The organism is Burkholderia sp. AU33545, assembly GCF_020419685.1.
Lineage (GTDB): Bacteria > Pseudomonadota > Gammaproteobacteria > Burkholderiales > Burkholderiaceae > Burkholderia > Burkholderia diffusa.
This window is the reverse complement of record NZ_JAIZRQ010000009.1, coordinates 350,080-370,861: the sequence shown is the minus strand read 5'-3', so window position 1 is coordinate 370,861 and position 20,782 is coordinate 350,080. Positions and strand designations below refer to the sequence as shown.

The 20,782-nt window shown below is 68.9% G+C and carries 16 protein-coding genes; 2 read left to right on the top strand and 14 right to left on the bottom strand.

The features are described from left to right. Positions 1-9 precede the first annotated feature (9 nt). The 11 genes from nagE to LGM71_RS28815 all read right to left on the bottom strand — a co-directional run bounded on the left by nagE (position 10) and on the right by LGM71_RS28815 (position 16,161). A complete protein-coding gene (gene nagE, locus LGM71_RS28865) occupies positions 10-1,770 on the bottom strand; it encodes an N-acetylglucosamine-specific PTS transporter subunit IIBC (protein WP_124902029.1) in 1,761 nt (586 codons plus the stop codon). 86 nt (positions 1,771-1,856) lie between these two features. Then, positions 1,857-4,439, bottom strand: a complete 2,583-nt coding sequence (gene ptsP / locus LGM71_RS28860) for a phosphoenolpyruvate--protein phosphotransferase (protein ID WP_226117729.1) — start codon at positions 4,437-4,439, stop codon at positions 1,857-1,859. A 15-nt stretch (positions 4,440-4,454) separates the two neighbouring features. Next, positions 4,455-5,462, bottom strand: coding sequence for an SIS domain-containing protein (locus LGM71_RS28855; protein ID WP_226117756.1), 1,008 nt, complete (start codon positions 5,460-5,462; stop codon positions 4,455-4,457). Continuing rightward, positions 5,455-6,558, bottom strand: coding sequence for an N-acetylglucosamine-6-phosphate deacetylase (gene nagA / locus LGM71_RS28850; RefSeq protein ID WP_226117727.1), 1,104 nt, complete (start codon positions 6,556-6,558; stop codon positions 5,455-5,457). The genes LGM71_RS28855 and nagA overlap by 8 nt, the downstream gene beginning before the upstream one ends. A gap of 102 nt (positions 6,559-6,660) precedes the next feature. Next, positions 6,661-7,395 carry a GntR family transcriptional regulator gene (locus tag LGM71_RS28845; protein ID WP_059599884.1) on the bottom strand — a complete coding sequence of 245 codons (735 nt, stop codon included), beginning with the start codon at positions 7,393-7,395 and terminating at the stop codon, positions 6,661-6,663. 320 nt (positions 7,396-7,715) lie between these two features. Then, positions 7,716-10,934, bottom strand: a complete 3,219-nt coding sequence (locus LGM71_RS28840) for an error-prone DNA polymerase (protein WP_226117726.1) — start codon at positions 10,932-10,934, stop codon at positions 7,716-7,718. A gap of 6 nt (positions 10,935-10,940) precedes the next feature. Further along, positions 10,941-12,428 carry a Y-family DNA polymerase gene (locus LGM71_RS28835; RefSeq protein WP_226117723.1) on the bottom strand — a complete coding sequence of 496 codons (1,488 nt, stop codon included), beginning with the start codon at positions 12,426-12,428 and terminating at the stop codon, positions 10,941-10,943. Continuing rightward, the gene (imuA, locus tag LGM71_RS28830) at positions 12,361-13,068 is read right to left on the bottom strand and encodes a translesion DNA synthesis-associated protein ImuA (protein WP_059681656.1); all 708 of its coding nucleotides are present in this window, start codon (positions 13,066-13,068) and stop codon (positions 12,361-12,363) included. Before imuA ends, LGM71_RS28835 begins: the two co-directional genes overlap by 68 nt. 295 nt (positions 13,069-13,363) lie before the next feature. After that, positions 13,364-14,158: an ABC transporter ATP-binding protein gene (locus LGM71_RS28825; protein ID WP_226117721.1), complete on the bottom strand. Its 795-nt coding sequence runs from the start codon at positions 14,156-14,158 to the stop codon at positions 13,364-13,366. Between the two features lies 1 nt (position 14,159). Continuing rightward, complete coding sequence (locus tag LGM71_RS28820; protein WP_059599879.1) at positions 14,160-15,056, bottom strand: ABC transporter permease; 897 nt, start codon at positions 15,054-15,056, stop codon at positions 14,160-14,162. Between the two features lie 139 nt (positions 15,057-15,195). Beyond that, positions 15,196-16,161, bottom strand: a complete 966-nt coding sequence (locus tag LGM71_RS28815; RefSeq protein ID WP_226117719.1) for an ABC transporter substrate-binding protein — start codon at positions 16,159-16,161, stop codon at positions 15,196-15,198. A gap of 347 nt (positions 16,162-16,508) precedes the next feature. Here LGM71_RS28815 and LGM71_RS28810 point away from each other — a divergent pair, with 347 nt between their 5' ends. Further along, complete coding sequence (locus LGM71_RS28810; protein ID WP_059599878.1) at positions 16,509-16,817, top strand: VF_A0006 family four-cysteine protein; 309 nt, start codon at positions 16,509-16,511, stop codon at positions 16,815-16,817. Between the two features lie 109 nt (positions 16,818-16,926). Here the strand turns inward: LGM71_RS28810 and LGM71_RS28805 are convergent, their stop codons facing one another. Both LGM71_RS28805 and LGM71_RS28800 read right to left on the bottom strand, forming a co-directional pair. Beyond that, entirely contained in the window at positions 16,927-17,742 is an 816-nt protein-coding gene (locus LGM71_RS28805; protein WP_059599877.1) for a MetQ/NlpA family ABC transporter substrate-binding protein, read from the bottom strand. A gap of 196 nt (positions 17,743-17,938) precedes the next feature. Beyond that, entirely contained in the window at positions 17,939-19,507 is a 1,569-nt protein-coding gene (locus tag LGM71_RS28800) for a methyl-accepting chemotaxis protein (protein WP_226117716.1), read from the bottom strand. A 200-nt stretch (positions 19,508-19,707) separates the two neighbouring features. On the opposite strand from LGM71_RS28800, the gene LGM71_RS28795 reads away from it, so the two are divergent. Then, positions 19,708-19,998 carry a YciI family protein gene (locus LGM71_RS28795; RefSeq protein ID WP_226117714.1) on the top strand — a complete coding sequence of 97 codons (291 nt, stop codon included), beginning with the start codon at positions 19,708-19,710 and terminating at the stop codon, positions 19,996-19,998. 151 nt (positions 19,999-20,149) lie between these two features. Here the strand turns inward: LGM71_RS28795 and LGM71_RS28790 are convergent, their stop codons facing one another. Further along, entirely contained in the window at positions 20,150-20,767 is a 618-nt protein-coding gene (locus LGM71_RS28790; protein ID WP_059599875.1) for an SCO family protein, read from the bottom strand. Positions 20,768-20,782: the final 15 nt, after the last annotated feature.

Here is a 20,782-nt window from a genome sequence, read left to right as displayed (position 1 = left end):
CATGCCGGATCAGGCCGGTTGCGGGGCCGCCCCGCCGCCCGTCGACGTCAGGCGCGCGCCGAGCTGTTCCGCGTAGCGTGCCGCCGCGTTGCCGCAGACGATGTGGAACGTGTCCGGCGACACCCATGCGACATCGAGCGCGCCGAGTCGATCGCGATCGACCGCCGATGCGTCACGCACGACGACGCGCAGGCGCGTGGTCGCGATCGCGTCGAGCGAAGCGACGTTGGTCGCACCGCCGAACACCGCGAGCCAGCGCAGCGGATCGGGATCGAGCGGACCGGCCGCCGCACCCGTGACCGGCTGAGCTGCAGGGGCCGTCGCCGTCGCCGCCGCGATGGTCGCGCCGCTGCTGATCGCCGAGCGCATCTCGTCGGCGATGATGTCGGCCTCAGGCCCGATGATCACCTGCACGCTGTTGCCGCCGCGCTTGAGCACGCCGCGCGCGCCGATCGACTTCAGTTCCGGCTCCGACACCTTCTCCGGATCGACGACGGTCAGGCGCAGGCGCGTCGTGCATGCGTCGACGACCGTCAGGTTGCCGGCGCCGCCGAGCGCGGCGATGTAGCGCTGCGCACGCGGTGCCGCCGCCGCGCCAGCTGCCGGCGCGACGAAGCCGCCCGATGCGTACGACTCGGCCGCAGCGTCGGTCGAGGCCGGCTCGCGGCCCGGCGTCGCCATGTTGAACTTGCGGATGAAGAAGCGGAACAGCCCGTAATACGCGACGCCGTATGCGATACCGAGCGGCACCGCGATCCAGCCCTTCGTCGACAGCCCGTAGTTCAGCACGTAGTCGATCGCGCCGGCCGAGAACGTGAAGCCGAGCTTCACGCCGAGGATCTGGCAGATCGCGAGCGACAGCCCCGTGAGCACCGCGTGGATCACGTACAGCACCGGCGCGAGGAACATGAAGCTGAATTCGATCGGCTCGGTCACACCCGTCAGGAACGACGTGAGCGCCATCGAGAACAGCAGGCCGCCGACCATCGCGCGGCGCTCCTTCGGTGCTTCGTGCAGCATCGCGAGACACGCGGCCGGCAGGCCGAACATCATGATCGGGAAGAAGCCGGCCATGAAGGTGCCCGCGGTCGGATCGCCCGCGAAGAAGCGGTGCAGGTCGCCGTGCACGAGCTCGCCGCCGGCCGGCGGCGTGAAGTTGCCGAACACGAACCACGCGAGCGAATTGATGATGTGGTGCAGGCCCGTGACGAGCAGCAGGCGGTTCAGGAAGCCGAACACGAACGCACCGATCGCGCCCGCCGTCGTCAGCCACTGGCCGGCCGCGTCGATCGCATGCTGGACCGGCTGCCACACATACCCGAACACGATGCCGAGTACCACGCAGACCAGCCCCGTGATGATCGGCACGAACCGTTTCCCGCCGAAGAACGCGAGGTAGTCGGGCAGCTTGATGTCCTTGTAGCGGTTGTACAGCAAGCCCGCGACCACGCCCGCGATGATCCCGGACAGCACGCCCATGTTCAGCTTGGGATCGATATCCTTCATGATCGCGGTTTCGATCAGGTAACCGATCGCACCCGCGAGTGCCGCCACGCCGTTGTTGTCCTTCGCGAAACCGACCGCCACGCCGATTGCGAACAGCAGCGGCAGGTTGTCGAAGATCGCGCCGCCGGCGTCGGCGATCATCTTGATGTTGAACACGTCCGGCTGTCCGAGCCGCAGCAGGATGCCGGCGACCGGCAACACCGCGATCGGCAGCATCAGCGCCCGGCCCAGGCCCTGTATCTTCAGAAACGGATTCCCGTCCATTCAGTCCTCCAATCCATGTCTCGTCATTAATCGTCGTTGACCTAATTGCTTGCGTCGTGAAACGCTCGCGCGCCCGCCGTCGACGTTCAGTCGAGCGGCCAGACCTCGCGGCTTGCTGCCCTTACCGCCTGTGCCGAGTCGAGTGCGAGCAGATCCTGCGCACGCTGGCGACACAACTGGTAATCGAGACGGCGCACGCGCGCCTTGATGCCCGGCACCGACACCGGGTCGACCGACAGTTCGGTCACGCCGAGGCCGACGAGGATCGGTACCGCGAGCGGATCGCCGCCGAGCGCGCCGCACACGCCGACCCACTTGCCGTGCTTCGCCGCGCCCCGCACCGCGATGTCGATCAGGCGCAGCACGGCCGGATGCAGGCCGTCGGACTGCGCGGCCAGATCGGCCTGGCAGCGGTCCATCGCGAGCGTGTACTGCGTCAGGTCGTTGGTGCCGATCGACAGGAAATCCGCATGCTGCGCGAGCTGGTCGGCGAGCAGTGCCGCCGACGGCACCTCGATCATCACGCCGACTTCGATCGGCTCGGTACGGCCCTGCGCACGCGCGAATTCGTCGATACGCTTGCGCAGCCGCACGAGCTCGCCCGCATCCGTCACCATCGGCAGCAGGATGCGCACCGCGCCGAACGGCTTCACCGCGAGCAGGCCCTGCAGCTGATCGTCGAGCAGATCGGGGCGCACCTGCGCGAGGCGAATGCCGCGCAGGCCGAGCGCCGGGTTCGGTTCGGGCGGCAGCGTCAGGTAGTCGACTTCCTTGTCGGCGCCGACGTCGAGCGTGCGGATGATCGCGGTGCGGCCCTGCAGCGCGTCGACGATCGATTGGTAGCTCTGCTGGTGCTCGACGACGCTCGGTGCGGCCTGGCGATGGATGAACATCAGTTCGGTGCGCAACAGGCCGACCGCATCCGCGCCGTTGTCCACCGCGGTGTTCGCGTCGTCGAGCGTCGCGATGTTCGCGGCGATCTCGATGGCGCGGCCGTCGACGGTCGCGGCGGCGGCGCCGGCCAGTTGCCGGTTCGCTTCGCGCACGCCGTCCAGGCGCTGGCGTTCGTGGCGCGCGCGTTCGACGTCGAGCGCGGTCGGCGCGTGTTCGAGACGGCCCGCGCTCGCATCGACGACGACCTGCGTGCCGTCCGGAATCGCGTACAGCGCGTCGCCGACCGCGACGAGCGCCGGAATGCCGAGCTGGCGCGCGATGATCGCCGCATGCGACGTCGCGCCGCCGCGTGCCATCACGAGCGCGGTCACGCGCTGGCGATCGAGCGACGACAGGTCCGACGGCGTGAATTCCTCGGCCGCGAGCACGGCCTCGTCGGGCAGCGTGCGCGTCGCGCCGCTCGTGTGGCCGAGCGCGCGCAGCACGCGCTTCTCGATGTCGCGGAGGTCCGCCGCACGCTCGGCGAGCAGTGCGTCGTCGAGCTTCGACAGCGTGTCGATCTGCGTGCGGATCGTCGCGCGCCATGCGAAGCCCGCGCTCTTGCCGAGGCTGATCTGATCGCGCGCCGCGTCGACCAGCGTCGGGTCCTCGAGCAGCACGCGATGCACCGCGAAGATCCCCGCCTCGCCGACCGCGCCGCGCGCCGATGCGCTGCGCACCGTTTCGTCGAGTTCGGCGTCGACCGCCATCAGCGCCTGGTCGAGCCGGCGGCTTTCCGACGCGGGCGTGCCGGTCGCCTGCTCGGGCGGCACGATATCCGCATCGTCGAGACGCACCAGCGTGCCGACCGCGATGCCGGGCGCCGCGCACACGCCCGCGAGCGTGTTCGGATCGAGTGTTGCGCCGGTGTTGCGCACGATCGGCTGCGGTGCGGGCGACTTGAGCCGCGCCGGCCTTTCCTCGACCTCGCCGTGCGCTTCGCGCAGCAACTCGTGCTCGACCGCTTCGACGGCTTGCTGCGCGTGCGCACCGCGGCCGACCAGCTCGATCGTCGCGCCTTCGCCGGCGCCGAGGCCGAGCAGGCCGACCACGCTTGCGATCGGCGCCTTGCGACCGTCGAAATGCACTTCGACATGTGCGTCGAGCCCGCGCGCGGCTTCGCGCGCCCGCGCGGCCGGGCGCGCATGCAGGCCACCGGGCTGCGTCAGCACGACCTTGCGGCGCACCTCGTTCATCGCCGCCGCGCCGGCCTGCGCCGCCTGCGCGGCGGCCTCGCCCTTGCCGCGCAGCGTCAGCAGCGGCGTCTCGCCGGCCGTCGCGAAACCGCTCGCGCGCTCGATGACGTCGAACGCGTCGGAGTTCGCGATGGCGATCACGGAGACCAGCGAATGCGCGCTGCGTGCAACCGCGTCCTGGTCGAACTCGATCAGCAGGTCGCCCGCTTCGACGCGCGCGCCGGCCTCGACATGCGCGGCGAAGCCCTGCCCGTTCAGCTCGACGGTGTCGATGCCGATGTGCAGCAGCACTTCCGCGCCTTCCGGCGTCGTAATCGTCACCGCGTGGCCCGTGCGCGCGAGATGCGACACGATGCCGGCGCACGGCGCGATGAGCTTGCCCGCGAGCGGGTCGATGCCGATGCCGTCGCCGAACATCCCGCCGGAGAACACCGGATCGGGCACGTCGGCCAGCGCGACGATCGGCCCGGTCAGCGGGGCAAGCAGGACGATCTGATCATGGGTGGAACTCTTCAACTGGGACTCCTCGGCGCGTCTCATCGGCTGTCTCGGCTATCAGTGCGTTTCGGTGACTTTGTTCAGGTGGCGCGGCGTGTCGGGATTGCGGCCGCGCGCGACGGCGAGATCCGCCGCCATCACGTAGAACGAAAGAATGGCGGCGATCGGGTCGAGCGCCGAATGGGCGGACTGCGCGAGCGGCAAGGTCGCGCCGGGCGTGCCGGCGGGCGCCGCGAGCAGCACGGCCGCGCCACGTGCGCGCATGTCCTGCGCGAGCTGCAGCAGCCCGGCCTGCTCCGGGCCCGGCGGCGCGAACACGAGCAGCGGATAGTCGCGGTCGATCAGCTCCATCGGGCCGTGACGGACTTCGGCGCTCGAGAATGCCTCGGCCTGGATGCCGGAGGTTTCCTTCAGTTTCAGCGCGGCTTCCTGAGCGATCGCAAGACCGAGGCCGCGGCCGATCACGATCATCCGCTCGATGCCAGCGAGCGCGGCAACGGCCGACGACCAGTCGAGCCGGCCGGCCTGCGCGAGCACGTCGGGCAGGCCGCGCAATGCCGTCATCAGCGCGGCGTCGCGCTGCCAGTACGCGACGATCTGCGCGGACAGCGACAGCATCGCGATGTAACTCTTGGTCGCGGCGACCGACAGTTCGGGGCCGGCAAGCAGCGGCAACTGGTGCTCGCACGCATCGGCGAGCGGCGACGGCAGGACGTTGACGGCGGCGACGGTACGCGCGCCGGCTTCGCGCAGCGCGGCCATCGTGTTGACGAGGTCGGGGCTCTTGCCCGACTGGGAAAATGCGATCGCGAGCTGATCCTGCACCTTCAGCGGCGCCTGCTGCAGCGTCGCGACCGACATCGGCAGCGACGCGACGGGCACGCCGAGGCGGCTCATCGTCAGGCTCGCGAAATAGCTGGCGGCGTGATCCGAGCTGCCGCGCGCGACCGTCAGCGCGACGGCCGGCGGGTGATCGAGGAGTTGGCCCGCGAGCGCTTCGACGCGCGTGGTGTCGGCGAGTTGCGCGGCGACGACCTGGGCGGACTCGCGCGCTTCCTTAAGCATATTCGACAATCGATTCTCCTTCGACGTAGGTCGCGGTGAGGTTCAGGTCGCGATCGAACACGGCGAGGTCGGCCCATGCGCCTCGCTCGAGGCGGCCGCGATCGGTGACGCCGAGGTAGTCGGCCGCATAGCGCGACATCCGGTTCGACACGTCGGCGATCGGCAGGCCGAGCGACACGAGGTTGCGCAGCGCCTGGTCCATCGTCAGCGTGCTGCCGGCGAGCGTGCCGTCGGCCAGCCGCACGCCGCCGAGGCACTTCGTCACGTGCTGGCTGCCGAGCCGGTATTCGCCGTCGGGCATGCCGGTGGCGGACGTGCTGTCGGTCACGACGTACAGGCGCGGGATCGCGCGCAGCGCCGCACGAATCGCGCCCGGGTGCACGTGCAACAGATCGGGGATGATTTCCGCGTATTCGGCATGCGCGAGTGCGGCGCCGACGAGGCCCGGGTTGCGGTGATGCAGCGGCGACATCGCGTTGAACAGGTGCGTGAAGCCGCATGCGCCGTGCTTGAGCGCGGCGACGGCGTCGTCGTAGGTCGCGAGCGAGTGGCCGAGCTGCACGCGCACGCCGCGCGCGGCCATCTCGCCGATGATCTCGATGTGACCCGCGATTTCCGGCGCGAGCGTGACGACCCGGATCGGCGCGATCGACAGGTACTTCAGCACTTCGTCGAGCACGGCCGACACGGCCGCGTCCGGCTGCGCGCCGAGCTTGCCGGGGTTGATGTACGGCCCTTCGAGATGCACGCCGAGCACGCGCGCGCCGCCCGGCGTGCGGGTGCGCGCGACCGTGCCGAGATTCGCGACGACCTGCATCAGTTCGTCGCGCGGCGCGGTCATCGTCGTCGCGAGCAGGCTCGTCGTGCCGAACTGCGCGTGTGTGCGTGCGATCGTCTCGATCGCGTCGCCGCCTTCCATCACGTCGGCGCCGCCGCCGCCGTGCACGTGCAGGTCGATGAAGCCGGGCAGGATGTACGGCGCATCGTTCTTCGCGGGATCGGCGGGCGTGCCGTCGAGCGTGGTGATGCGGCCGTTCTCGCGGTCGAGCGAGCCGAGAATCCAGCCGTCGGGGGTAAGGATGTTGCCAGTCAGCATGACGTTTCTCTTGATGATCTGGTGACGCGGACATCCGCGTCGCGATTTGCAAATCCGTTGTACTTCGTTGCGCCGCGCGTGGCGCGCGGGCAGTCTCGCGCGTCAGCGTTTCAGTTCGGCGACGAAGTCGTAATAGTCGTCGCGGCAATACGTTTCGGACACTTCGATCGCGCGCTGGTCGGCACCGTAGCCGATGCGCGTGATCACGAGCAGGGCCGAGCCCGGCTTCACTGACATCCACTTCGCGATCTCGTGCGTCGCGTTCGCCGCGCGAAAGTGCTGCAGCGCGCGCACGACGGTCATCCCGCGCGCGTCGAGGTATTCGTACAGCGACGCGCCAAGCGCCTGAGGATCCGGCACCACCGCGGCCGGCAGGGTCGAATGCTCGACGGCCATCACGATGCCGTCGGCGCGGCGCAGCCGCTCGAGCCGCGCGACCGTCGCGCCCGGCGCGAGGCCGAGACGCGTGATCTCGTCGCGGCTCGCGGTGCGCAGCGTTCGCGACAGCCACACCGAATCGGGCACGAAACCGCGCTGCCGCATCTTCGCGGTGAAGCCGACGAGACGCGACAGCGGATCGGCAACGCGCGGCGTGATGAAGCTGCCCGCCCCGCGCGCCCGCTTGATCAGCCCCTGCTCGACCAGCAGCGCGAGCGCACGGCGGGCCGTGATCCGCGACACGCCGACCGTTCCCGACAGCAGCCGCTCCGACGGCAGCGCCTCGCCGGCCCGCCACGCGCCGGCGTGAATCGCGCTCGCCAGGTTGCGGGCGAGCTGCAGATACAGCGGCGTGTCGTCGAGGGGATCGGGCGCCAGTTCGGACCAGCCGGTTTCCATGTGCCTCCGGGTGTCGGACGACGACCTCGGGCCGTCGAAAGTGAACGCATTATATAACCACCATAATACCAGTCAACGAACTGGTATTAGTGGCGCGAAAATCGCCGAAAGCCTTGCCCGGCAAGCGTTTTAGTTGCAAGAAAGCCTTTGTTTACAAAGCGATGCGGGATAGGTATTTACCCGGATTGGTATGCAAGGGGACAGTTCCCGGGCCGGATTTCCCAGGCTTGGGAAGCTGGAAACGATACCTGAATAGAACCAGTTGGGCCGACTGGTATGCATGCGGCGGCGGCGCGCGGGCGGCGTGCCGGCGCGCCGTGTCAGTGGAACTCGCGGCTCGACGTGCGCAGGCCGCCGAGCAGCGGCGTCAGATCCTCGAAATGCTGCGCGACGAGGTGCCTCACGTCGCTGACGACCTGCCACACGCCCGATGCCGCGAGCAGTCGCGAATCGAGCGTTTCGCGGCGCTGCCGCGCGAGCAGCTCGGGCCGCACGATCACATTCACGCAGCCCGTCTCGTCCTCGAGCGTCATGAACATCACGCCCTTCGCGGTGCCCGGCATCTGCCGTGCGGTCACGAGCCCGCACGCGCGCGCGAGCCGGCCATCGGGACGGTCGCGCAACTCGGCCGCGGACGACAGCCGCTGCGCGCGCAACGCGGGCCGCAGCAGCGCGACCGGGTGGCGGTTCAGCGTGAGGCCTGTGGTGTGATAGTCGGCAAGGATGTCGTCGGCTTCCGAAGGCGCGCCGAGCACGGGCTGCTCCGTTTCGTCGATCGGCGCGGCGGCGAGCAGGTCGCGCTCCGGTGCCGCGGCGACGGCCTGCCACAGTGCATCGCGGCGATGGCCGGCGAGCGTCGCGAGCGCGTTCGCGGCGGCGAGCGCTTCGAGATCGCGTCGTTCGAGCTGCGCGCGGCGCGCGAGCGCGTCGACGTTCTCGAACGGGCCGGCCGCGCGCGCGGCCTCGATGCGCCGCGCGGCAGCCTCGCCGAGGCCGCGCACGAGCGACAGGCCGAGCCGCACCGCGGGCTGACCATGCGGCGGCGGCTGGCCGGGCAGCGCTTCGAGCGAGGCTTCCCAGTTGCTTTGCGTCACGTCGATCGGCAGCACCTTCACGCGATGACGCTTCGCGTCCTGCACGAGTTGCGACGGCGGATAGAAACCCATCGGCTGGCTGTTCAGCAGCGCGGCGAGGAAGATCGCCGGTTCGTGGCATTTGAGCCAACTGCTCGCATAGGCGAGTTTCGCGAAACTGGCCGCATGGCTCTCGGGGAAACCGTATTCGCCGAAGCCCTTGATCTGCTCGAAGATCTGCTCGGCGAATTCGCGTGTGTAGTTGCGTTCGAGCATCCCGTCGACGATCTTGTCGTAATACTTCTCGAGGTTGCCCTTGCGTTTCCACGCGGCCATTGCCCGGCGCAACTCGTCAGCCTCGCCAGGCGTGAAGCCTGCCGCGACGATCGCGATCTGCATCACCTGTTCCTGGAAGATCGGCACGCCGAGCGTGCGTTCGAGCACTTCCTTGAGCGCATCGCTCGGATACGTGACCTCACCCTCCTCTTCGCCGGCCATGATCCTGCGCCGCTTCAGATACGGATGCACCGCGCCGCCCTGAATCGGACCGGGCCGCACGATCGACACCTGGACGACGAGATCGTAGTAGTTGCGCGGCCTCAACCGCGGCAGCATCGACATCTGCGCACGCGATTCGATCTGGAACACGCCGACCGTATCGGCGCGGCAGATCATGTCGTAGGTTGGTTCGTCATCCTGCGGAATGTGCTTCAGCGTGAACGGCTCACCACCCGGCTCCGGCGGCCCGCGCCACGCCGTGCGCATGTCGAAGGCGCGATGCAGCGCCGACAGCATGCCGAGCGCGAGCACGTCGACCTTCATCAGCCCGAGCGCCTCGAGATCGTCCTTGTCCCATTGAATCACGCGCCGCCCGTCCATCGCCGCGTTCTCGACCGGCACGAGCCGCGTGAGCTTGCCGCGGCTGATCACGAAGCCGCCCGAATGCTGCGACAGGTGGCGCGGAAAGTTGAGCAAGCGCCCCGCGAGTTCGGCCCATGCGCGAATGATCGGCGTGGCCGGGTCGAGCCCGGTCGTCGCGAATTGCTGCAGCAGATCGCGACTGCCGTCGAACCAGCGATGCCCTTTCGCGACGCGATCGATCAGCATCGGATCGACACCGAGCGCCTTGCCGGTTTCGCGCAGCACGCCGCGCGGGCGATACGTCGAGACCGCCGCCGCGAGTGCTGCGCGGTCCTTGCCGTATTTTTCGTAGATATGCTGAATGACCTCTTCCCGGCGCTGATGCTCGAAGTCGACGTCGATATCCGGCGGCTCGCCGCGCTCCTCACTGATGAAGCGCTCGAACAGCATCGTGCTCTGGTCGGGATCGACCTCGGTGATGCCGAGGCAGTAGCAGACGACCGAGTTTGCCGCCGAGCCCCGGCCCTGGCACAGGATGTTCTGGCTGCGCGCGTATTTGACGATGTCGTAGACGGTCAGGAAGAACGGTTCGTAGCTCAACCTCGCGATCAGGTCGAGTTCATGGCGGATCTGCTTCTCGACCTTCTCCGGAATGCCTTGCGGATAACGCCCCGCCGCCCCCGCGAAGGTTTCCTGTTCCAGATAGCGCGTCGGCGTCAGCCCCTGCGGCACGATCTCGTCGGGATACTCGTAGCGCAGCGAATCGAGTTCGAAAAGACAAGCATCGAGAATCGCGCACGTCTCCGCGATCTCCTCCGGCGAGTACAGTTGCCCGATCCGCTGTCGCGAACGCAGATGCTGTTCCGCATTCGGCGCGAGCGCATAGCCGCACTCTGAAACCGGCATCCCGACGCGGATCGCCGTCATCACGTCCTGCAGCGGCTTGCATGAACGCCGGTGCATCGTCACATCGCCAAGCGCGACGATACGCACGCCGCGCCGCGCGCCGGCCGCACGAATCTCCTCGCGCTGCGCACCGTCCAGCGCGCGCTGCAACTGCACGAGCCCGAGCCGCGCCCGTTCGCCGAACGTCGCGCGAAACCACGCGACCTGCGCATCGAGTACATCAGCACGCACCGGATACGTGGGCACGAGAATCGCGAAGCAGTCGGGCATGCCGCGCAAGTGGGCAAACTCGGCAGGCGGCGCCGACAGCATCCGCGACGTCAGCTTGTAAGTGCCCTTCGGCGATGCCATCCGCCGCCACGAGATCAGCTCGGAAAGATTGCCGTAACCCTCGCGGTTCTGCGCAAGCAACACGAGCCCGAACGCGCCGGGGCCCGGATCGTGGCCGGGCGCGACTTCATCCGGCGTGACTTCGAAATACGAACCGATGACGAGCGGCAGCCCTTTCGCCTTCGCCGCGACATGCATGCGCGGCGCACCTGCGAGCGAGCATTCGTCGGTGATCGCGATCCCGCGATAGCCGAGTTCGGCCGCGCGCTCGACCAGCTCGTCCGCATGCGACGCGCCATGCAGGAACGAAAAGTTCGATCGGCAGAACAACTCCGCGTAATCGGGCAGCCAGCTGAATTCTGCAATCATGACGGCTCACCCGAACAGGCCGTGCAGGAACCAGCGCGGCTCGGACTCGCTCCCCGCCCGTTCCTTGAATACCCAGTAGCACGCACCGACCTCGTCTTGCGCGACGTAGTAATCGCGTGCGGCCAGTTGCCCGTCGAACCACCCGGCTTCGATCCGCTCGGCCGACGACATCATCCTGAGCGGCGTATGGAACACCGGCCGGTTCTCGCGCATCAGGAGCGGCTGCGGCTCGGCCAGCAGCCATGCGGGGCGGGGCGGCACGGCCGGCGGACCAGCGGCCGGCTTGCCTGCTTGCGCATCGAGCGGCAGCCAGCGGTTCGCGGCCTCCGGACGGTGATCGGGGACGGGTGCCGCGCGCAGCACGTTCTCCGCGCCGAGCCGTGCGATCAGCAGTTCGAACAGCCGCGCGCGCGTCTCGCGCGTGCCGCCCGGCTCGGGAAAGAGATCGTCGGCCGGCGGCGCGACCGATTCGACGCGCGTGGCCTTCAGCCGCACCGCGATCACCGCGGCCGGCAATTCGACGCGCGCGAGCCGCTCGCCGAGCAGCCGCATGAAGTGCGTCTCGTCGCGCACGGGCGCAGCGAACGCGAGTTCGAGCGGTGTCGGCGGCACGGCCTGACGGCCGCGCTCGTGCTCGAGATCGAACGTCATCGCGGCCAGCGACAGCTGCCGCGCGGCCAGCCACCCGCAGAGCTGCACGACGAGCCGCCGCGCGGCGAACAGCACGGCTTCCGCGTATTCGACGCGCTCCGGCAATTCGAGCCGCACGTCGAACACGGGCGGCACCGCCATCCACGCAAGCGGCTCGACCGCATCGCCGTACGCGCGATCGAGTGCGGCGAGCAGCGCCGGGCCGCAGCGGCGCTGCAACCCCGCGCGCGGCAAGCCACGCAGATCGGCGAGCGTGCGGCAACCGAGGCCGTCGAACCAGCCCGCATACGGGCGCGCGTCGGGCAGCAACGCGCACGGCAGCCCATCGAGCGCGCGAACCAGCGACGCAGGGGCGGCCAACCGGCGCCGGATCCGCGCGCGGGCCGAGACACGCGCGAGCAGCCACGCACCGCGCCCGGTCGGCGCGGCGGACAGGCGCGCCGCATAACCGAGCGCCGCGAGCGTCGCACGCACCTGGCGGCACAGCGACGGCAGGCCGCCGAACAGGCGCAGGCTCGGGCCGACGTCGACGATCAGCGTCGCTTCGTCGTCGAGCGCGACGCACGGCGAGAAGCGCAGCAATGCGAGCGCGACCGCGCGCAGCGCATCGGCCTCGCGCGCGGGATCGCGTTCGACGAGTTGCGTCTCGGGCGCGAGCGTCAGCACGCCGCCGCGCTTCATGCCCGCGCGCACGCCTTGCCGGCGCGCGGCTGCATCGGCGATCAACACGACGCCTTGCTCGAGCACCGCGCAGCCGGCGCCGCCGGCCGCTGCGTCAGACGGCTGCGGGGCGCACACGTCGAGCGGCAGGCGCGGCAGATGGATGCCGAGCAAGACGCGCATAGCGGCTCTCCACGATGGGCGACGGCAGGTCGAGCACGAGCGGCTCGCCGCTCGCAGGCCCGCGACGCTTGACGATGTCGAGCGACACGCCGCCCGGCACAGGATACAGCGCGACGCGCAGCACGGCCGGCGACGGCTGCCGCGCGGCCGACAGCGGGCGCAGCATCACGAACAGCGTGTCGCCCGTGCGCGCGGCCGCGAGATGCAGGCGCCGCAGCGCATCGGGCCGCGCGTCCTGCCAGAGCAGCAGCGCGCCGCAACAGCCGGTCTTGAGCGCCTGTTCGGCGGCCCACAACGCATCCGTGCGACTACCGGCGCGCAGCCACAGCAACGCGTCGGCCGGCACGCCGAGACTGGCGAGCGCGGTCGCATGCGGCGATTGCGGCGGCGCGACGAGCGCGAGCGGACGCCGCGCGCTGACGGTGCGCGCGAGCGCGGGTGCAAGCAGCCGCATCTCGCCGCAGCCCGGCTGCGCGGCCAGCAACTCGACGAGCCCGCCGACCGGCCAGCCGCCGCCCGGCAGCTCGGCGGACAGCGGCGCAAAGCCGGTATCGATCGTGCGCAGACCGCCGCGCGCGAGCTGCGAGCCACGCCAGAGCGATGGATGAAGGGATTCGGGAGAAATGGAGGATGCGAGCATGACGCCACCCACAACTGTATGGATATACAGTATATGGCAATGCGCTCGCATCGCACAGCGCCGGTGCGAAACCGGCTTTTGTCGGAGGAAAAACGGGGAGAAAGCCGGCGCGCCCCGTCATGCTACGGCGCGCCGGATCGGGCGTGGCCGGATCGCGCCGCCCGAACGCCCGCCCCAACCATCCGGCCCGATGCGGCGCACGCGCGCCGAATCACCCGGCCGGATCGGCATGCCAACCCTCACGCAAACCGGCACGATGCAGCACCTCGCACCGCGCCGGCCCGCCCGCCGCGCGTCAGCCGAGCAGCAACGCGTCGTCGTCGAGCTGCTCGTGCCGCACCTTCTCGAACATCTGCAGCAGGTCCGGCACGTCGAGCCCGCGGCGCTGGTCGCCCGACACGTCGAGCACGACCTGCCCCTGGTGCAGCATCACCGTGCGGTCGCCGTAGTCGAGCGCCTGCCGCATGCTGTGCGTGACCATCATCGTCGTCAACTTGCTTTCGGCGACGATGCGCGCGGTCAGTTCCAGCACGAACGCGGCCGTCTTAGGGTCGAGCGCGGCCGTGTGCTCGTCGAGCAGCAGGATCCGCGACGGCCGCAGCGACGCCATCAACAGGCTCACCGCCTGCCGCTGACCGCCCGACAGCAGCCCGATCCGGTCGGTCAGCCGGTTCTCGAGACCGAGGTTCAGCAGACGCAGCTTGTCGCGGAACAGCTCGCGCGACGGACGGTCGAGCGCGGCCCGGAAGCCGCGCCGCACGCCGCGCGCCATCGCGAGCGCCATGTTCTCCTCGATCGTCAGCGCCTCGCAGGTGCCGGCCATTGGATCCTGGAACACGCGCGCGACGAGGTGCGCGCGGTCCCACGCGGGCTGGCGCGTGACATCCGTGCCGTCGATCGCGATGCGTCCCGAATCGACGCGCTGGTCGCCGCTGACCGCATTGAGGAAGGTCGACTTGCCGGCGCCGTTCGAGCCGATCACCGCGACGAACTGGCCGTCGGGAATCTCGAGCGACAGCCCGCGCAGCGCACGCGTCTCGATCGGCGTGCCGGGATTGAACGTGAGTTTCAGGTCTTGTGCGGACAACATGTCAGGCCCCTCCGTTCTTGCGCGCGAACAGCTTCTTGCGCGTCGCCGGCAGCACCAGCGCGATCGTGACGAGCGCAGCCGTCACGAGGTTCAGGTCCTGCGCTTTCAGGCCGATGAATTCGCTGTTCAGTGCAAGCGCGATGAAGAAGCGGTAGACGATCGCACCGAGCACGACCGCGAGCGTCGTCAGCACGAGCCGGCGCGCGGGCAGCAGCGTCTCGCCGATGATCACCGCGGCCAGCCCGATCACGATCGTGCCGATCCCCATCGAGATGTCGGCGCCGCCCTGCGTCTGCGCGAACAGCGCACCGGCGAGCGCGACGAGCGCGTTCGACAGCGCCATCCCGGCGAGCGTCGCGCGGCCAGTCGCGATACCCTGCGCGCGCGCCATCCGCGGGTTCGCGCCGGTCGCGCGCATCGCGAGGCCGAGCTGCGACGAGAAGAACCAGTCGAGGCCGAGCTTCGCGACCACGACGACGATCGCGAGCAGCGCCGGGCGAAGCACGTAGTCGGGCATCCAGTCGGGCTGCAGCACGGTGAAGATCGTCGGCTCGGTGATGAGCGGTACGTTCGGCCGGCCCATGATCCGCAGGTTCACCGAATAGAGCGCGATCATCATCAGGATGCTGGCGAGCAGGTCCATGATCTTCAGGCGCACGTTGAGCCAGCCCGTGACGAAGCCGGCCAGCGCGCCCGCGACGATCGCGAGCACCGTCGACGTGAACGGGTCGTGGCCGGCGGAGATCAGCGTCGCGGCGACGGCGCCGCCGAGCGGAAAGCTGCCGTCGACGGTCAGGTCGGGGAAGTTGAGGATGCGAAACGAGATCAGCACCCCGAGGGCGACGAGACTGAAGATCAGGCCGATCTCCAGCGCGCCCAGAAACGAGAACAGAGACATGATGGGGAAACCCTGTTGCTTCCCGGCCTCACGTATACGGCCGGGCGAAGCGGATGGGCGGCCCCGGGTGGGAGCCGCCCGTCCGGCGATGTCGTTCGGGCCCGGATCGGGCCCGCAAGCGCGGCGGTCGGGCCGCGGCTTACTTGATGACCGTCTTCGCTTCCTTGAGCAGATCCGGCGACAGTGTCACGCCCTGCTTCGCGGCCGCGCCCGTGTTCGCGAACAGCTCGAGGTTGCTGCTCGTTTCCGACGCGATCGCGCCCGGCTTCTCGCCCTTCAGGATGCGCGCGACGACCTTGCCGGTCTGCCGGCCGAGGTCGCCGTAGTTGATGCCAAGCGCCGCGATGCCGCCGCGCTTCACGCTGTCGGTGTCGCCGGCGACGAGCGGGATCTTCGCTTCGTTCGCGACCTTCACGAGCGCTTCGTATGCGGACACGACGTTGTTGTCGGTGTTCGTATAGATCACGTCGACCTTGCCGATCAGGCTCTTCGCAGCCGGGCCGATGTCGACGGTGCGCGGCGCGGCCGCTTCCTTCAACGTCATCCCCTGCTTCGCGAGGATCTCCTTGAGCTCCTTCACGACCACGACCGAGTTCGCCTCGCCCGGGTTGTAGACCATGCCGACCGTCTTCGCCTTCGGCACGACGCGCTTGATCAGCGCGACCTGACGGTCGAGCGGCAGCTTGTCGGAAACGCCCGTCACGTTGGTGCCCGACGGGCCCCAGCCCTTCACGAGCTGGGCTGCGACCGGATCGGTCACCCCCGAATAGACGACCGGCACGCTCTTCGTCGATGCAACCACCGCCTGCGCGGCCGGCGTCGCGATCGCGACGATCACGTCGGGCTGGTCGCCGACGAACTTGCGCGCGATCTGCGCGGCCGTGCCCGTGTTGCCCTGCGCGCTCTGGTATTCCCACTTGAGCTTGTCGTCGCCGTAGCCTTGCGCCTTCAGTTCGGCGCGCACGCCGTCGCGGATCGCATCGAGTGCCGGGTGGTCGACGATCGACAGCACCTTGACCGTCTGTGCGTGCGCGGCGCCCGCGAACGCGAATGCGGCGACGCCGGCCGTGATCGAACGGATCGCGAAAATCTTGAAACGCTTCATGGGTGAGTCTCCCCCGTATTTGTGTCGGTTCTGGATGATGGATTCCCGCCGCCGTCATGCAGGTGCCGATGCACGCGCAACCGGGTGACGGTGTGGGCGGCAGCGGCCCCGCGCGGGCCCCGGGAAGGCGCGCGGCGGCGAACGCACGAGGATACCATTTCCGCAGACCACCACCTGACTTCGCGCTTTCGGTCGTCCGGCCGGCACACGCGGCCGCCGAGCCGCTGCGAAACGCTCGGGAAGCCCGGCCGGCGGCGCTTGGCGCCGGCCCCGGCGCAACACGTCAGCCGCGTTCACAGCTTTACGTTATGCTGTCCGCGGACCCAATCCACACCAACGGAGCGTGCATGAAACGGGGAATCCGTGCGATCGCGTGCGCGGTCGTCGCGCTGGCGCTGCCGGGTGCGGCATTCGCGCTGACCGACGGCTATGCGCAATACGACGACTGCATGCTGGGTGCGCTGCGCGAGAGCCGCAACGGCGCGGCCGCGCAACTGATCCAGCGCTCGTGCGACGCGCTGTACCGCAACAACGCGATGCTGCTGCCGCGCGAGCGGCGCTTTCACGAGTGTGTCGTGCAGTCGCTGCCGGGCGTGCGCGACAACTACGCGATCCAGCAGATCATGGCGATCTGCTCGCGGCGCGGCGAGATGTGAGCCAGCGCTGAACGCCGGGCGCCGCGCAATGATCTGCGGCCGCGCCAATGAAAAAGGGCCTGCGCGAGGCAGGCCCTTTCGTTTCAGCGGTCCGACCGGTGTGCGGCGTTCAGAACGACGCGACCATCGAGCCCTTGAACTGCTTCTTGATGAATTCCCGCACTTCCGGCGACTGGTACGCCTTGACCAGCTTCTTCACCCACGGCTGATCCTTGTCCTTCGCGCGCACGGCGATCAGGTTCGCATACGGGCTCGTCAGCGATTCGAGCGCGATCGCGTCCTTGGTCGGCTGCAGGTTCGCGGCGAGCGCGTAATTCGTGTTGATCACGGCGGCGTCGACATCCGACAGCACGCGCGGCAGTTGCGCGGCGTCGAGCTCGGAGATCTTCAGCTTCTTCGGATTCTCGGCGATGTCGAGCACCGTCGCGTTGTTGCCGCCCGTGCCGGCGCCGGCCTTCAGCTTGATCACGCCTTGCGTCTGCAGCAGCAGCAGCGCGCGGTTCTCGTTCGACGGATCGTTCGGCACCGCGAGCTTCGCGCCTTGCGGCAGGTCCTTCAGCGCCTTGAACTTCTTCGAGTACACGCCGATCGGCGAGATGTAGGTCAGGCCCGCGCTGACGATCTTGTAGCCGCGCTGCTTCACCTGGCTGTCGAGGTAGGGCTGGTGCTGGAAGCTGTTCGCGTCGAGGTCGCCCGCATCGAGCGCCGCGTTCGGCTGCACGTAGTCGTTGAACTCGATGACCTTCACGTTCAGGCCTTCCTTCTCCTTCGCGACCTTCTGCACGACCTGCCACACTTCCGCATCCGGGCCGGCGACCGTGCCGACCTTGATGACCTTGTCTTCGGCGTGCGCGCCCGCCGACAGCGTCAGCGCGGCACCGGTGGCCAGCACGGAAAATACCTTCAGGAGACTGCGACGCTTCATCTGTTTCTCGCTTTCTTGCTAACTGAAAATGGGGCGCGATACGGGTATCCCCGAACTCGCAGGAAGGGGCAAATGGTGTCACAGGATCGGCCGGAAGTGAAATACATCCCGCTCATATGGGTATGCACCGCAGCGGTGCTGGCGAACGATGCGCGACCAGGCCGCTACCACGCCGCCATCAGGCCGTTAGTTGCGTTCAATGCACGCGGCCACCGGCATCGGCGACCCGGAACGCGCTGATCGCGTCGCGCAGCCGGCCGGCCTGCTCCTGCAGCGACGCCGCGGCCGCGCTGGCCTCCTCGACGAGCGCCGCGTTCTGCTGCGTGACCTGATCCATCTGTGTGACCGCGCGCCCAACCTGCGTGATGCCGCTCGCCTGCTCTTCGGACGCCGCCGCGATCTCGCCCATGATGTCGGTCACGCGCGCGACCGCCTGCAGGATCTCGCCCATCGTCGTGCCGGCCTGGCCGACCAGCGTCGAGCCGTTACGCACGCGCTCGACCGAATCGACGATCAGTTCGCGGATCTCCTTCGCGGCCGTCGCGCTGCGCTGCGCGAGCGAACGCACCTCGCCCGCGACCACCGCGAAGCCGCGCCCCTGCTCGCCGGCCCGCGCTGCCTCGACCGCCGCGTTCAGCGCGAGGATGTTGGTCTGGAACGCGATGCCCTCGATCACGCCGATGATGTCGGCGATCTTGCGCGAGCTGTCGTCGATCTCGCCCATCGTTCCGATCACGCGACTGACGACGTCGTTGCCCGCCCGCGCGATCTCCGATGCGTTGTTCGCGAGCCCGCTCGCCTGCCGCGCGTTGTCGGCGTTCTGCTTCACCGTCGCGGTCAGCTGCTCCATGCTCGCGGCCGTTTCCTCGAGCGACGCGGCCTGCTCCTCCGTGCGCTGCGACAGGTCGTCGTTGCCGGACGCGATCTCGCGGCTCGCCGACGCAATCGACTCGGCCGACTGGCGGATTCCGCCGATCGTCGCCTGCAGGCGCGCCTGCATGTCGCGCATCGCCGCCATCATGCTCGTGTCGTCGCCTGCGCGCACCGGCACCGGCCGCGTGAGGTCGCCCTGCGCGATGCGGGTCGCCAGCGCGGCCGCTTCGTCCGGCTCGCCGCCAAGGCTGCCGCGCACGTTGCGGATGATCACGAGCATCGCCGCGCTGATCGCGAAGCCGATCGCGAACACGACCGCGAGGTGGCCGAACAGCGTCCGGTAGTAGACGGTATCGATGTCCTTGAGGAACACGCCGCTCGAGATGTTCCAGTCCCACGGCGCGAAGCGCGTGACGTAGCTGATCTTCGGCACCGCGGTCTCGCTGTGCGGCAGCCGCCCGCGATACTCGGCGAAGCCGCTGCCGGTCGCCTTCGCGGCGTTCAGGATCGTGACGAACAGCGGCTTGCCGTCCGGGTCGAGATAGTCGCCGACCTGCGTGCCGACAAGTTTCGGCAGCGTCGGGTGCATCAGCACGACGGGTTTCGAATCCATCACGAACACATAGCCCGACTCGCCGTAGCGCATCGCGGCCACGCTCGCGAGCGCGTCGCGCTTCGCGTCGGCCTCGGACAGCGTGCCGCTCTGCGCGAGCGCGTGATATGCGCTGACGATGCCGGCCGCCGAGTCGACCAGGTTGGCGATGCCTGCCTTGCGTTCGGCGAGCATCGTCGCGCGCGTCTCGTATGCGCTCCATGCGCCGACGCCGAGCAAGCCGATCCATACCAGCGCAAGCGCGAGCCACAGCTTGCGATTCAAACTCATTCTGCTCATCTGCGTGCCTTGTTGTCGAAGTCGATGCCCGCGATACGCGCGAACGGCCGGTCGCGCGCAAACGGTTGCCTCCGTATTTACGGCAACGAGACTTACAACTTGAATACACGCACGACGGCCGGCACGACACGGGACGGCCGCTGTGCTAAAAAGACCGGCTGACCGGCACACGACGCGCCGGCGACATTCCAGGGCCATCCATGTACGTCATCGACATCCACTACAACGCGTCGCTCGAGCGCATCGACGATGCGCTCGAACGCCATCGTGCGTATCTGCAGCCGCTGTTCGAGCGCGGCATCTTCATCGCAGCGGGGCCGAAGGTGCCGCGCGACGGCGGCGTGATCCTCGCGGCCCGCATCGACCGCGACGAACTGGACGCGATCCTCGAGACCGATCCGTTCGTGACCGAAGGGCTCGCGACGTATCGCGTGACGGAATTCCGGATCACGCGTGCCGCGCAGGGCTTCAACGTGCCGGCACTGCCGTAACGCGCGCCGGCGCGCGAATGTGCGCACGCACGCCGCCTCGCGAGGCGGCGCATGCAGATCGAAGGGAAACAGGAAGAATGCGTGACGGCGAGTCGCGGCCGTCACGCGTTTCGCCGGGCGAACGCCCGCGCGAACATGCGGCGCGCGCCGCTCAGTCGACCAGCAGCTTCAGGTCGTGAACCCACGGGCCGGGGCCCTGGCCATCGCGCACGAACAGGCGCAGCTTGCCGTCGCGGTCGAACACGTAGCTCGCGGCGGTGTGATCCATCGTGTAGCTGCCGGGCGTCTTGCCGGGCACCTTCGCGTAGTACACGCGGAAATCCTTCGTGACCTTCTTGAGCGCCGCTTCGTCGGCCGGCCGCAGGCCGATGAACGACGGATCGAACGCGGGCACGTACTGGCCGAGCAGCGCCGGCGTGTCGCGCTCCGGATCGACGGTGACGAACAGCACCTGCACGCGCTTCGCGGCGTCGGGCCCGAGCTGCTTCAGTGCTTCAGACAGTTCGGCCATCGTCGTCGGGCACACGTCCGGGCAGTGCGTATAGCCGAAGAACATCACGACCGCACGGCCCTTGAAGTCGGCGAGCGTGCGCACCTTGCCCGTCGTGTCGGGCAGCGAGAAATCGCTGCCGAACTGCGTGTTGCCGGTGATGTCGAGATTCTGGAACTTCGGCGCGTTGTCGCAGCCGGCGAGCAGCGTGGCTGCCGCGAATGCGCACGCGAGCATCCAGCCTTGGCGCGCGCGGCGCCCGAACCATGAATGGAGCATTGCGTTCAAACCGTG

Excerpts from the sequence above, each read along its gene's own strand:
- LGM71_RS28795 (WP_226117714.1), top strand. The coding sequence starts at position 19,708 with ATGTACGTCATCGACATCCACTACAACGCGTCGCTCGAGCGCATCGAC.
- LGM71_RS28800 (WP_226117716.1), bottom strand. The coding sequence starts at position 19,507 with ATGAGCAGAATGAGTTTGAATCGCAAGCTGTGGCTCGCGCTTGCGCTG.
- LGM71_RS28820 (WP_059599879.1), bottom strand. The coding sequence starts at position 15,056 with ATGTCTCTGTTCTCGTTTCTGGGCGCGCTGGAGATCGGCCTGATCTTC.
- nagE (WP_124902029.1), bottom strand. The coding sequence starts at position 1,770 with ATGGACGGGAATCCGTTTCTGAAGATACAGGGCCTGGGCCGGGCGCTG.
- LGM71_RS28835 (WP_226117723.1), bottom strand. The coding sequence starts at position 12,428 with ATGCGCGTCTTGCTCGGCATCCATCTGCCGCGCCTGCCGCTCGACGTG.
- LGM71_RS28810 (WP_059599878.1), top strand. The coding sequence starts at position 16,509 with ATGAAACGGGGAATCCGTGCGATCGCGTGCGCGGTCGTCGCGCTGGCG.
- LGM71_RS28825 (WP_226117721.1), bottom strand. The coding sequence starts at position 14,158 with ATGTTGTCCGCACAAGACCTGAAACTCACGTTCAATCCCGGCACGCCG.
- ptsP (WP_226117729.1), bottom strand. The coding sequence starts at position 4,439 with ATGAGACGCGCCGAGGAGTCCCAGTTGAAGAGTTCCACCCATGATCAG.
- LGM71_RS28855 (WP_226117756.1), bottom strand. The coding sequence starts at position 5,462 with ATGCTTAAGGAAGCGCGCGAGTCCGCCCAGGTCGTCGCCGCGCAACTC.
- LGM71_RS28790 (WP_059599875.1), bottom strand. The coding sequence starts at position 20,767 with ATGCTCCATTCATGGTTCGGGCGCCGCGCGCGCCAAGGCTGGATGCTC.
- imuA (WP_059681656.1), bottom strand. The coding sequence starts at position 13,068 with ATGCTCGCATCCTCCATTTCTCCCGAATCCCTTCATCCATCGCTCTGG.
- LGM71_RS28815 (WP_226117719.1), bottom strand. The coding sequence starts at position 16,161 with ATGAAGCGTTTCAAGATTTTCGCGATCCGTTCGATCACGGCCGGCGTC.
- nagA (WP_226117727.1), bottom strand. The coding sequence starts at position 6,558 with ATGCTGACTGGCAACATCCTTACCCCCGACGGCTGGATTCTCGGCTCG.
- LGM71_RS28845 (WP_059599884.1), bottom strand. The coding sequence starts at position 7,395 with ATGGAAACCGGCTGGTCCGAACTGGCGCCCGATCCCCTCGACGACACG.
- LGM71_RS28805 (WP_059599877.1), bottom strand. The coding sequence starts at position 17,742 with ATGAAGCGTCGCAGTCTCCTGAAGGTATTTTCCGTGCTGGCCACCGGT.
- LGM71_RS28840 (WP_226117726.1), bottom strand. The coding sequence starts at position 10,934 with ATGATTGCAGAATTCAGCTGGCTGCCCGATTACGCGGAGTTGTTCTGC.